The sequence below is a fragment of the Halomonas fontilapidosi genome, from assembly GCF_014192285.1.
Taxonomy (GTDB): Bacteria; Pseudomonadota; Gammaproteobacteria; order Pseudomonadales; family Halomonadaceae; genus Halomonas; species Halomonas fontilapidosi.
The window spans coordinates 1-11,718 of the sequence record NZ_JACHXQ010000002.1; the positions used below are offsets into that span (position 1 = coordinate 1).

General features: G+C 65.3%; 11 protein-coding genes. 3 read left to right on the forward strand and 8 right to left on the reverse strand.

The annotated features are described in order from the left end of the window. A partial coding sequence (locus FHR95_RS17400) for an IS3 family transposase (RefSeq protein WP_183313722.1) occupies positions 1–64 on the forward strand: 64 nt, incomplete at its 5' end. A 73-nt stretch (positions 65–137) separates the two neighbouring features. On the opposite strand, the gene FHR95_RS03585 is transcribed toward FHR95_RS17400, so the two are convergent. From FHR95_RS03585 to FHR95_RS03610, 6 genes are all read right to left on the reverse strand, one after another. Continuing rightward, a complete protein-coding gene (locus tag FHR95_RS03585; RefSeq protein WP_183313403.1) occupies positions 138–1,343 on the reverse strand; it encodes a CaiB/BaiF CoA transferase family protein in 1,206 nt (401 codons plus the stop codon). Between the two features lie 82 nt (positions 1,344–1,425). After that, positions 1,426–2,607, reverse strand: a complete 1,182-nt coding sequence (locus FHR95_RS03590) for an acyl-CoA dehydrogenase (protein ID WP_183313404.1) — start codon at positions 2,605–2,607, stop codon at positions 1,426–1,428. Between the two features lie 94 nt (positions 2,608–2,701). Continuing rightward, positions 2,702–4,108, reverse strand: a complete 1,407-nt coding sequence (locus FHR95_RS03595; RefSeq protein WP_183313405.1) for an MATE family efflux transporter — start codon at positions 4,106–4,108, stop codon at positions 2,702–2,704. An 88-nt stretch (positions 4,109–4,196) separates the two neighbouring features. Further along, complete coding sequence (gene mmsB / locus FHR95_RS03600) at positions 4,197–5,099, reverse strand: 3-hydroxyisobutyrate dehydrogenase (protein WP_183313406.1); 903 nt, start codon at positions 5,097–5,099, stop codon at positions 4,197–4,199. Positions 5,100–5,134: 35 nt separating this feature from the next. Further along, complete coding sequence (locus tag FHR95_RS03605) at positions 5,135–6,304, reverse strand: enoyl-CoA hydratase/isomerase family protein (RefSeq protein WP_183313407.1); 1,170 nt, start codon at positions 6,302–6,304, stop codon at positions 5,135–5,137. Positions 6,305–6,314: 10 nt separating this feature from the next. Next, complete coding sequence (locus tag FHR95_RS03610; RefSeq protein WP_040187121.1) at positions 6,315–7,481, reverse strand: acyl-CoA dehydrogenase family protein; 1,167 nt, start codon at positions 7,479–7,481, stop codon at positions 6,315–6,317. A 264-nt stretch (positions 7,482–7,745) separates the two neighbouring features. Between FHR95_RS03610 and FHR95_RS03615 the strand changes: the two genes are divergently transcribed. Beyond that, positions 7,746–8,189, forward strand: a complete 444-nt coding sequence (locus FHR95_RS03615; protein WP_082042710.1) for a MerR family transcriptional regulator — start codon at positions 7,746–7,748, stop codon at positions 8,187–8,189. Positions 8,190–8,275: 86 nt separating this feature from the next. Next, entirely contained in the window at positions 8,276–9,967 is a 1,692-nt protein-coding gene (locus tag FHR95_RS03620) for an AMP-binding protein (RefSeq protein WP_183313408.1), read from the forward strand. A 102-nt stretch (positions 9,968–10,069) separates the two neighbouring features. Here the strand turns inward: FHR95_RS03620 and FHR95_RS03625 are convergent, their stop codons facing one another. After that, positions 10,070–10,648 (reverse strand): hypoxanthine-guanine phosphoribosyltransferase, encoded by a 579-nt coding sequence (locus FHR95_RS03625; RefSeq protein ID WP_183313409.1) that lies wholly within the window; start codon positions 10,646–10,648, stop codon positions 10,070–10,072. A 43-nt stretch (positions 10,649–10,691) separates the two neighbouring features. Further along, positions 10,692–11,705, reverse strand: a complete 1,014-nt coding sequence (nagZ, locus tag FHR95_RS03630; RefSeq protein WP_183313410.1) for a beta-N-acetylhexosaminidase — start codon at positions 11,703–11,705, stop codon at positions 10,692–10,694. Positions 11,706–11,718 lie beyond the last annotated feature (13 nt).

An 11,718-nucleotide genomic window follows, 5' to 3' on the forward strand; every position in this document is an offset into this window, starting at 1 on the left:
CAGGCTGAAACTAAAAGGTCTGAGCCCCGTACAGTACAGGACTCAGACCTTGATCGCCGGCTGAATGAACCGTCCAACTATTGGGGGTCAGTTCAGGCTCTGCTGGAGGCTTTTCTTGGCTGCTTGGCTGCTTGCCGCTATCTCATCACCCCCGCCTTTCTGAGCTTGGCAATATCCTCGGGCGTCAGCCCCATCTCGGCGAGGAGCGCATCGCTGTCCTGACCGAGCCCCGGCGGCGCCATATCGCTGGTGGCGGGCTCGCCGTCGAAACGCAGCGGATTGGCGACTTGAGGCACCTTTAGGTCACCACGCTGCAATGTCCGGTGCATGCCGCGATGACGCACCTGGGGGTCGTCGAAGACCTCGGTCAAGGTATTGATGGGCCCGGCGGGAATGCCGCGCGCCTCCATCTCGGTCAACCAGTCGTCGCGGTCACGCTCGAGCAGGATTCCCTGAATGAGCGAGACCAGCACTTCGCGATTGCCGACCCGAGCCGCGTTGGTGGCATAGGCGGGATCCTCTGCCCATTCGGGATGACCCAGCAGGTCGGCAAACCGTGCGAACTGGCTATCGTTGCCCACCGTGACCACCAGGTGACCATCGGCGCAGGCGAAGGCCTGATAGGGCACGATGTTGGGATGGGCGTTGCCGTGGCGCTCGGGCGAACGACCGGCGACCAGGGCATTGAGTGCCTGGTTGGCCAGGGTGGCCACCTGAACATCGAGCAGCGCCAGGTCGATATGCTGCCCCCGGCCGGTGCGCGCACGCTCCTGTAGCGCGGCCAGCACGCCCACCGTGGCGTAAAGGCCGGTCATCACGTCGGTGATGGCCACGCCGGTCTTCATGGGCATGCCGTCGGGCTCGCCGGAGAGGCTCATCAGACCACCCATGGCTTGGATCATGAAGTCGTAGCCGGCGCGATGGGCATAGGGGCCGTCCTGGCCGAAACCGGTGACGGAGCAGCCGATCAGGCGCGGGTTGATCGCCTTGAGGCTGGCGTAGTCGAGCCCGTATCGGGCCAGGCCGCCGACCTTGAAGTTCTCGAGCAGGATATCGGCACCCTTCGCCAGGGCCCTGATCAGTTCCTGTCCGCCCTCGGTGGCAATATCCACGGCCAGCGACTGCTTGCCACGGTTGGCGCACAGAAAGTAGGCCGCCACCCGCTCAGCGTCGTCCTGCTGGGCGAGCCAGGGTGGCCCCCAGCCGCGGGTGTCATCGCCGCGCGACGGGTGTTCGACCTTGATCACCCGGGCCCCGAGGTCAGCGAGCAACTGGCCGGCCCAGGGGCCAGCCAGCACACGCGACATGTCGAGCACCGTGATGCCCTCAAGCGGTCCACTCATCTGGAGCTCCTTGCTCACGTTCAGCGCACTCGGGACTGATCCAGCGCCCCTCGTTATCTTCAGCCGATTTCGTCCTGGCGGATCAACCGGTAAAGGCCTGAATGCCGGTCTGGGCGCGTCCGAGGATCAGGGCATGGACATCATGGGTGCCCTCGTAGGTATTCACCGCCTCGAGGTTCATCACATGGCGAATCACATGGTATTCATCGCTGATCCCGTTGCCACCGTGCATGTCACGCGCCACCCGGGCGATATCCAGCGCCTTGCCGCAGTTGTTCCGCTTGATCAGCGAGATGGCTTCCGGCACCAGTTGGTCGTCGTCGATCATGCGGCCGACGCGCAGCGACGCCTGCAGGCCCAGGGCGATCTCGGTCTGCATGTCGGCAAGCTTCTTCTGGATCAGCTGGTTGGCCGCCAGCGGACGGCCGAACTGCTTGCGCTCCAGGGTATAGTCACGGGCGGCATGCCAGCAGGCCTCGGCGGCCCCCATGGTGCCCCAGGCAATACCGTAGCGGGCACGGTTGAGACAGGAGAACGGCCCTTTCAGCCCGGTGACGTTAGGCAGGCGCTGCTCATCCGAGACCTCGACGTCCTGCATGGCGATCTGGCCGGTGATGGAGGCGCGAAGGCTGAACTTGCCCTCGATCTTGGGCGCCGAGAGCCCCTTCATGCCCTTCTCGAGGATGAAGCCGTTGACCACGCCCTCGTCGTCGCGGGCCCAGATCACGAAGACATCGGCAATGGGCGAGTTGGTGATCCAGGTCTTGGTGCCGTTGAGGCGCCAGCCGCCATCGGTGCGCGTCGCACGGGTGCTCATGCCGCCCGGGTCAGAGCCGTGATCCGGCTCGGTAAGGCCAAAGGCCCCCACCCATTCGCCGCTGGCAAGCTTACCCAGATACTTCTCGCGCTGAGCCTCGCTGCCGAAGGCATGGATCGGATACATCACCAGGCTCGACTGAACGCTCATGGCGCTGCGGTAGCCGGAGTCGACGCGTTCCACCTCACGGGCGATCAAGCCGTAGCTGACATAGTTGAGACCGGCGCAGCCGTAGCCGTCGATGGTCGCACCAAGCAGCCCCAGCTCGCCCATCTCGTTCATGATCTCGCGGTCGAAGTGCTCGTGGCGATTGGCCTCCAGCACCCGCGGCAGCAGCTTTTCCTGACAGTAGTCATGGGCGGTCTGGTGGACCATGCGCTCGTCCTCGGAGAGCTGGTCGACGAGGCGGAAGGGGTCATCCCAGGTAACGGGGGTGATCTGGCTCATGGGGTATCCTCGGTTGGCGTGCTGACAATTTCTACATTTTCATCAAATGTAGACCAAGCGGGAGCATCTGCCAAGTCCATCGTCACGTATTCACTCACACCCGAGCCGAGGCGTGTCGCGCCTGGCGTGCCAGCTCGCTGCGGATCTGCCACCAGGCAAGCAGTGCGACCAGCAGGTTGGCGGCGAGAATGCCGGCGAAGATGCCAGTGCTGCCAGCCAGCCGTCCGCCCAGCCAGGCCAGCGGTACGGTCAGCGCAAAGAGCCTGATGACCGACAGGCGCATGGCCCTGGCGGGACGATGCAGGGCATTGAAGGAGGAGACCGCAAGGATCACCACGCCCTGAGCACCGAGCCCCAGCGGTACCAGCCAGAGAAAATGGCGCAATACCTCCCCGACCGCCTCGCGCTCCGCGTATCCCGCCACCAGCCAGGGCGCCAGCAGTTGTAGCAAGGCCCACACCAGCAGCTGCCAGGCCAGCACAAAGACGAAGCAGCCCAGGATCGCCCGGCGTACGCGGTCGAGCTGTCCGGCGCCGGCATTCTGGCTGACCAACGGTGACAGGGTCATGGAGAGCGCCAGCACGGCGATCTGCGAGATCGCCTCGATACGCGTACCGACACCATAGCCCGCCACCGCATCATGGCCGTGACCGGCCACGATGCGGGTTATCAGTCCCAGCGCAATGGGTGTGAAGACACTGGTGAGCGCTGCCGGCCCCGCAATGCGGCCCAGCTCGCGCCACGAGGCGGCCAGGCCCTGCCACGTCAGCCCGGCCAGGTCGAAGAGCTGGCGCAGCTCGCGCTGGACGACCAGCACGCCGGCCATGAGGCCCCAGCTCAATACCGTGGCGAGCGCCGCGCCGGAAACCCCCAGCGCCGGAAAGGGACCGATGCCGAAAATCAGCCACCAGTCCAGCAGCACATTGGCCCCCGCCGCCAGCACCATCATCAGCCCCTGGGTGGCGGTATTGCCATGGGCGCGCAAGATGCTGTTGAGCACCCTCGGCACAATCACCGCCGCCGCCCCGAAGTACCAGATGCCCATATAGTCGCGGATATGCGGCATCAGCAGATCATCGGCCCCCATAAGACGGAACAGCGGCTCCAGGGTGGCAAGTCCCAGCAGCGTCATGCCGAGCCCCACGCCCAAGGCCAGCAGAGCGGCGTCGGTAGCGCGCCGTCTCACCGCCTCCAGGTTGCCCTGCCCCAGGCGACGCGCCACCACCGCCGAGGTCCCGATCCCCAGGCCGATGGCCAGGCTGATCACCGTGAATACCACCGGAAAGGTAAAGGCTACCGCCGCCAGTTCCTCGGTACCGAGGCGCGAGATGAACCAGGTATCCACCAGGTTGAAGCTCATCATGGCGATCATGCCGCCGACCACCGGCAGGCACTTGCGCAGCAGCGTCAGGCCGATGGGCCCTTCGAGGAGTTCGCGACGGACGGGGCCTGGCCGCGGGGCAGAGGAAGGGGAGGAAGAAGAGTTGGCGGGTGCGCTCATGCAGGCTCTCAACGACGAAACGGGCACTGGATTGTGCCCGCTATCGGTTTGCGCTTGTAGCCGGCGAGGTGTCGCATGGGGTGTCGACTCAGCGATCTTCCCCCTGGCGATAGAGCGTCTGGATGCTCGAGAAATCGAGCTGGCCGCTGCCCTGGGCGCTGTGCAGGGCGAACAGGTTGCGGGCCTGAGACCCCATGGGCACGGTGGACTTCGAGCCCAGTGCCAGCTCCCAGGCGAGCCCCAGGTCCTTGGCCATCAGGTCGGTGAGAAAGCCACCCTGATAGTCACGGGAAGCGGCAGCACCTTCCATCACGCCCGGCCAGGGATTGTAGACGTTGAGCGCCCAGTTACCGCCACTGCTCTGCTTCATGATCTCGGAGAGCACGGCGGGGTCCATGCCGTTCTTCACCCCCAGCGCCAGCGCCTCGGCGGTGCCCGACATCAGGATGCCCAGCAGCATGTTGTTGCAGATCTTGGCGACCTGACCGGCCCCCACCTCGCCGGCATGGAAGATATTCTTGCCCATGGCCTCGAGCAGCGGCTTGGCCTGTTCGAAGCCGGCTGCCTCGCCGCCGACGATGAAGGTCAGCGCACCGGCCTTGGCGCCCCCCACGCCGCCGGAGACCGGGGCATCCAGATAGGTAAAACCGCGCTCGGCAGCGGCGGCACCCACCAGCCGAGCATCGTCCGGGGCAATGGTCGAGGAATCGACCAGCAGCGGCTTGCCCTCAAGGCTATCAAGCAGCCCCGCCGCGCCGTTGCGGCCCAGGTAGAGCCCCTTGACGTGTACGCCCGCCGGCAACATGGAAACGACCACGTCCGCGCCAGCGGCAGCGGCTTCGGCGCTGGCAGCGCGCTTGGCCCCCTCGGCTTCCAGGGACTGGATGGCACCTTCGACCAGGTCGAAGACAGTGACGTCATGGCCGGCCTTGACCAGATTGATGGCCATGGGCGCGCCCATGTTGCCGAGGCCGATAAAGGCGATATTCATTGGCATGGCTCCTGTTGCATTTTGAGTTGTTCAGGCTAGGCGCGACGAGGTGAGCCGACCCGGTGGCCAACGCCGAGGTCGCGCAAGGGATGAGATTCGCTCGGCCAGAGGGGCGTCATCAGGGCCTGGATATCGGCCTGGGGCACCTCGGCGACACTGGCATGCTGCCAGCGTGGCGACTTGTCCTTTTCGACCAGCAGCGCGCGAACCCCCTCGACGAAGTCCCCCTGGCGACAGCACTGCACCGAGAGCCCCAGCTCGTCACGGAAAGCATCGGCGAGGCCGCTGTGGGCGTGGCGTTCGAGCATCCGCCACACCAGCTCGGCGCTCATCGGGCAGCCAACCTCGAGACGCGCCCGGTTGGCGGCAAGCCAGCTGTCGTCGTCGCTATCCCGCAGAATGCGGCTGACGGCCGTGGCCGCATCCACCCGACCCACCAGCGTCTGGATGTGGTCGAGGTGCGGCCACACCTGGCCGGTCGGCGCGGCGCGGCGATCTTCATGCTCATCGAGCGCCGTCTGCACTCCGGCACGCAGGGCCGCCAGGCTGCGATCGCCGTAGTCAGCCTCTGTGAGGGCCGCGAGCAACACCGCACGGCGATCGCGTGGAATGAAGCGGTCGGCGAGCCCCAGGTCCAGGGCGTCGCGGGCATTGAGCTGGGCGCCGGTCAGGCCCAGGTAGGCGCCCACTCCGCGGGGCATGCGGCCCAGAAACCAGCTGGCGCCGATATCCGGATAGAGACCGATGGTAATTTCCGGCATGGCGATGCGCGTGGTCTCGGTGGCCAGGCGCTGAAAGCCGCCGGCCATCAGGCCCAGGCCACCCCCCATGACGATGCCGTCGCCCCAGACCATCAACGGCTTGGGATAGGTGTGGATGCGGTAGTCGAGACGATACTCCGTGGCAAAGTAGGTCTCGGCGAAGAGACCGTCACGACCGGCACCGCGGTTCTCGCCCTCTTCGGTCAACGACCGGTAGAGGGCCACCACATCACCGCCGGCACAGAAGGCCTTGTCGCCGCTGCCTTCGAGCCACACCGCCACGATGCTGCGGTCCACCGCCCAGGCCTCGAGCTTGGCATCGAGCTGGCGGATCATCTCCAGCGACAGGGCATTGAGCGACTTCGGGGCGTTGAGGGTCGCCACGCCGACACGACCGCCGTCGCGGGTGGGCAGCTCGTCGAAGAGCACTGCAAGGTCCGACATCTGGAATCTCCTATTGCAACGATTCGATGACGCCGTCGGCCAGCAGGCGACGGGCCACGATCAGGCGCATGATCTCGTTGGTCCCCTCGAGAATCTGGTGGACCCGGGTATCCCGGACCAGACGCTCGAGTGGATATTCACGGATGTAACCATAGCCGCCATGCAGCTGAAGGGCTTCGTTGCAGACAGTAAAGCCCATGTCGGTCGCAAAGCGCTTGGCCATGGCGCAGTGGGCCGTTGCCTCGGGGTCGCCCTGGTCAAGGCGCCAGGCCGCATGACGCACCATGAGGCGTGCGGCGGTCAACTCGCTGGCCATGTCGGCGAGCTTGAACTGCAGCGCCTGGAACTGACTGAGCTCGCGGCCGAACTGCTTGCGCTCAGCGAGGTAGTCCCGTGACAGGGTCAGCGCCTGCTGGGCGGCCCCCAGCGAGCAGCTGGCGATATTGAGGCGCCCGCCGTCGAGGCCCTTCATGGCGAACCGGAACCCTTCTCCTTCTGCACCCAGGCGATTGGTGACCGGCACACGCACGCCATCGAAGCTGACCAGGCGAGTCGGCTGGCTCTTCCAGCCCATCTTTTCCTCGTTCTTGCCGTATTCGACACCGGCGGCATCGGCCGGCACGACGATCGCCGAGACACCGCCGGCCCCGCTATCGGGCGCACCGGTACGCGCCATCACCACCAGCACCTCGGTCTCCCCCGCGCCGGAGATGAACATCTTGCTGCCGGAGAGCACATACTCGTTGCCCTCCCTGACGGCCTTGGTACGCAGGCTGGCGGCATCAGACCCCGCACCGGGCTCGGTCAGGCAGTAGGAGCCGAGCGCCTCACCGGCTACCATGGCGGGGACCCAGGCCTCGCGCAGAGCATCGTCGCCCCAGCTGGCGATCATCCAGGTCACCATGTTGTGGATGGTCAGGTAGGCGGTCGTGGAGATACAGCCTTGAGCCAGCTGCTCGAAGATCAGCGAGGCTTCGAGGCGCGAAAGGCCCAGGCCGCCGTGCTCTTCCGGGGTGTAGATGCCGAGGAACCCCGCCTCACCGGCCCGGCGGATCACGTCCACCGGGAAGTGAGAGCGCGCGTCCCAGTCAGCGGCATGTTCGGCCAGTTCGGCCTGCGCGAAGTCGGCGGCCGCCGCGGCCAGCGCCTTCTGGTCATCGGTCAGGGAGAAGTCCATGGGGAATCACTCTCGTTCAGCAATGGGTAAGTCATATCGTTGTGCTTGTTGTCCGGGCCCCGGAACACACGGGGAAAGGTCGCCTTGACACTTTTTGGCAGCGCCGCCCTGCCCGGCCGGCTGGACACCAACCTAGCACTTGCTAGGTTTATCCCATATCACCCCATGGTCGAACAAGCACTTTACGTTAACGTAAACCTCGTCTAGTGTTTCTATACGAGGTGGGAAACCGCCGGTTCACCACCCGGTCACAGGATAGACGTCATGACACAGCCAACCGCCCAGGCCAATCAGGCTTCACAGGAGGCTCTGCCTCGCCAGCACCGGCACTACAGCATCGGTGAACTGGCCAGGATGTTCGAGGTCACGCCGCGAACCATCCGCTTCTATGAGCAGGAAGGGCTACTGGCGCCGCGGCGCGAGGGGCAAAAGCGCATTTACCGCGAGAAGGACAGGGTGCGTCTGAAGCTGACCCTGCGCGGCAAGCGGTTGGGGTTCTCGCTGGCCGAGATCCGCGAAGTGGTGATGATGTACGACGCCATGCCCGACGGAAATGCTCGCCAGCTGTGGCGACTGCTGGAAATACTGGCCGACAAGCGTGCCAATCTCGAGCGGCAGCTGGAAGACATCCGCCTGATGCGCCTGGAGCTCGACGACGTGGATCACCGTGCCCGGGAAGTCCTGCGCAACCTCGGCCACGAGGCCTAGAAGAAGATAAAACGCGTGCCGGCGACCACGACGTCATCCCCCGTTTCACGCACACTGCCACAGGGCACAACAAGACGAGTAACACCATGACACGCCAACATCGATCGATCAGCTACGTCAGCGGCATCAGTGAAACTCCCCTCAAGGGCCAGACCATCGGTGACTGCTTCGATGATACCGTGGCGCGCTTCGCCGAGCGCGACGCCCTGATCAGCCGTCATCAGGGGCTTCGCTACAGCTGGAAATCGCTGCAGCAGGCCGTCGACGAGGCGGCACGCGCCCTGCTCGCCCTAGGGGTGGAAAAGGGGGACCGGGTCGGCATCTGGTCACCCAACTGCGCCGAGTGGACCATCACCCAGTTCGCCACGGCAAAGATCGGCGCCATCCTGGTCAACATCAATCCCAGCTATCGCACCCATGAGCTCGAGTACGCGCTCAAGCAGTCGGGCGCCTCGACGCTAGTCCTGCAGGGGGCCTTCAAGGCGTCCGACTACGTCGCCACCCTGGCCGAGCTGGCCCCGGAACTGCGCGACGGTGCGCCCGGCACCTTCTCCAGCGCCAAGCTGCCTGAGCTCAAGCGGGTCATCTGCCTCGATGAACAGCGCGCCCTGACCGGCATGCTGACCTGGCCGCAGATGCTGGCCCATGCCGACGAGGTCTCCGCCGATCACCTGGCTGACATTCAGGCCACCCTGCAGTTCGACGACCCGATTAACATCCAGTACACCTCAGGGACCACGGGCGCACCCAAGGGCGCCACCCTCTCCCACCACAACATTCTCAACAACGGCTTCTTCGTGGCGCGCACCATGAACCTCAGCGAAGACGACCGCATGGTGATCCCGGTCCCGCTCTATCACTGTTTCGGCATGGTGATGGGCAACCTGGGGTGCGTGACCCATGGCGCCACCATGATCTATCCGGGCGACGGCTTCGAAGCGGAAGCGACGCTGCGCGCTGTCTCCGAGGAGAAGGCCACGACCCTTTACGGCGTGCCCACCATGTTCATCGCCGAACTGGAGCATCCCGAGTTCGAGAGCTTCGACCTCTCGAGCCTGCGCACCGGGATCATGGCCGGCTCCATCTGCCCCATCGAGGTGATGCGCAATGTGATCGACCGCATGAACATGCAGGACGTCACCATCTGCTACGGCATGACCGAGACCAGTCCGGTGAGCACCCAGACCCAGACCGATGCACCGCTGGAGAAGCGCGTCACCACGGTGGGCACCATCCATCCCCACCTGGAGGTCAAGCTGGTCAGCCCGGACACCGGTGCCGCGGTGGCCCGCGGCGAAACCGGCGAGCTCTGCACCCGCGGCTACAGCGTGATGCTCGGCTACTGGAACAATCCGGAGGCCACCGACAAGGCCATCGACAAGGCCGGCTGGATGCACACCGGCGACCTCGCCATCATGGACGACGAGGGCTATGTGGCGATCGTCGGTCGCATCAAGGACATGATCATTCGCGGCGGTGAGAATATCTATCCGCGCGAGATCGAGGACTTCCTCTACACCCATCCGTCCATCTCGGATGTGCAGGTGATCGGCGTACCCGACGAGAAGTACGGCGAGGAGGTGATGGCCTGGGTCAAGCTGAGCGAAGGCGAATCGCTCTCCGAGGAGGAGCTCAAGGCCTTCTGCAAGGGCCAGATCGCCCACTACAAGATCCCGCGCTACGTGAAATTCGTCGACGACTTCCCGATGACCGTCACCGGCAAGATCCAGAAGTTCAAGATGCGCGAGGAAGCCACCCACGAGTTGGGGCTGGCTTGAGCTGTAAGCTGTAAGCTCTAAGCTGTAAGAAAAGCCCCACGAGCTTTGAGCACGTGGGGTTTTCTTATGGCTTACGGCTTATCGCTCGCCCCGAAGGGGCGGTTACATCCCCTTCGGCGCGTAGATGCCGGGCGCATTGCGCCAGTAGCCCTTGACGTCCATGCCGAAACCGAAGACATAGCGGTCGGCGACTTCCAGACTACAGTAGTCGGCCCGCAGCCCGGGGACCGCCTTGCGGTCGTGCTGCTTGTCGACCAGCACCGCGGTGGAGATGCTCGCCGCCCCCGCCTGCCGGCAATAGTCGAGAATCGCCGCCAGGGTGGCGCCCTCATCGAGGATGTCATCGACGATCACCACATGGCGACCGGCCATGGGGACCTCCGGGGAAACACGCCAGAACAGCTCGCCACCGCGCAGGCCACCCCGGTAGCGGGTGGCGTGGAGGTAATCCACTTCCAACGGGAAGCCCAGCCGGGTCAACAGGTGCCCGGTGGTAATCAGGCCGCCGTTCATCACGCAGTAGAAGACCGGCAGGCGGTCTCCCAGATCACGGGTAATCTCATCGGCCATGCGGTCCAGCGCACGCTCGACCTCGGGCTGAGAGATCAGGCAGTCGGCATTGTCCATCACCTCGTGCATCTCGGTCAGGGACGGCAGGGAATCGGCATCGAGTCGGAACATCGTCGGTCGGCTCTTGGGAAAAAACAAAGAAAGGAAAGGCAGTTCAGTTGGCAGCCATCGCCTCGAGCCGCGCATGGACGCGCCGCCAGCGTGACAGGGCTCCCAGCGACGTGAGGTCGGGACGGGCTCGGGCATAGCGAAGGCGCCTGGCGCGCGGCACCCGATGGCCGCGGCAGGCATCCAGCACCTCGTGGGCCGCGCTGCGATCGTTGCATACCAGCAGCATGTCGCACCCCGCGGCCAATGCCATCCGGGCCCTATCGGCGGGCGTGCCGGCGGCGGCCGCTCCGGCCATGCTCAGGTCGTCGGAGAAGATCACACCCTTGAAGCCCAGGCTCTCGCGCAGCATGCCCAACCAGGCCGGCGAGAAGCCCGCCGGACGCGGGTCGAAACCGGAATAGACGACATGCGCAGGCATCACCGCATCGAGCCGAGGCGCAAGCTCGGCGAACGGCAGCAGGTCGTGTTGGCGCAGCACGTCGAGGGGGCGCCCATCCACGGGCAGCTCATGATGGGAGTCGGCCGCCACGCCACCATGGCCCGGAAAGTGCTTGCCCACCGCCACCATGCCCGCCTCATGCAGGCCATCGAGGAAGGCACGACCGAGACGCGCTACCGCACGAGGGTCCGCGGAGAAGCTGCGATCACCGATCACGCTGGAGGTGCCGCCGTCGACATCCAGTACCGGCGCGAAGGAGAGATCCAGGCCACAGGCCGCCATCTCCATGCCCAGCAGCCAGCCGGCATCCTGGCAGAGACGCACCGTCACCTCGGGCTGCAGGGCAAAGTCACGCCCCAGGCGGCCCATGGGCGGCAGACGAGTGACACCCTCGCGCAGTCGCTGAACCCGCCCGCCTTCCTGATCGACCGCCAGCAGCAGGTCGGGGCGTACGCGACGAATCTCGTCACACAGGGTGCGGACCTGATCGGCCGAGGCAACGTTGCGCGCGAAAAGGATCACGCCCCCGACCTCGGGGCGCGCCAGCAGCTTGAGCTCCTCGGGCGTCAGGCTCTGGCCCTCGAGATCCAGCATCACCGGTCCGAGCGTCTGGGTCATGATCATGCCCCTG

What these genes read in the sequence shown, in the direction of transcription:
- mmsB (WP_183313406.1), bottom strand. Translation starts at nt 5,099, where the DNA reads ATGAATATCGCCTTTATCGGCCTCGGCAACATGGGCGCGCCCATGGCC.
- FHR95_RS03605 (WP_183313407.1), bottom strand. Translation starts at nt 6,304, where the DNA reads ATGTCGGACCTTGCAGTGCTCTTCGACGAGCTGCCCACCCGCGACGGC.
- FHR95_RS03620 (WP_183313408.1), top strand. Translation starts at nt 8,276, where the DNA reads ATGACACGCCAACATCGATCGATCAGCTACGTCAGCGGCATCAGTGAA.
- FHR95_RS03595 (WP_183313405.1), bottom strand. Translation starts at nt 4,108, where the DNA reads ATGAGCGCACCCGCCAACTCTTCTTCCTCCCCTTCCTCTGCCCCGCGG.
- FHR95_RS03610 (WP_040187121.1), bottom strand. Translation starts at nt 7,481, where the DNA reads ATGGACTTCTCCCTGACCGATGACCAGAAGGCGCTGGCCGCGGCGGCC.
- FHR95_RS03585 (WP_183313403.1), bottom strand. Translation starts at nt 1,343, where the DNA reads ATGAGTGGACCGCTTGAGGGCATCACGGTGCTCGACATGTCGCGTGTG.
- FHR95_RS03625 (WP_183313409.1), bottom strand. Translation starts at nt 10,648, where the DNA reads ATGTTCCGACTCGATGCCGATTCCCTGCCGTCCCTGACCGAGATGCAC.
- FHR95_RS03615 (WP_082042710.1), top strand. Translation starts at nt 7,746, where the DNA reads ATGACACAGCCAACCGCCCAGGCCAATCAGGCTTCACAGGAGGCTCTG.
- nagZ (WP_183313410.1), bottom strand. Translation starts at nt 11,705, where the DNA reads ATGACCCAGACGCTCGGACCGGTGATGCTGGATCTCGAGGGCCAGAGC.
- FHR95_RS03590 (WP_183313404.1), bottom strand. Translation starts at nt 2,607, where the DNA reads ATGAGCCAGATCACCCCCGTTACCTGGGATGACCCCTTCCGCCTCGTC.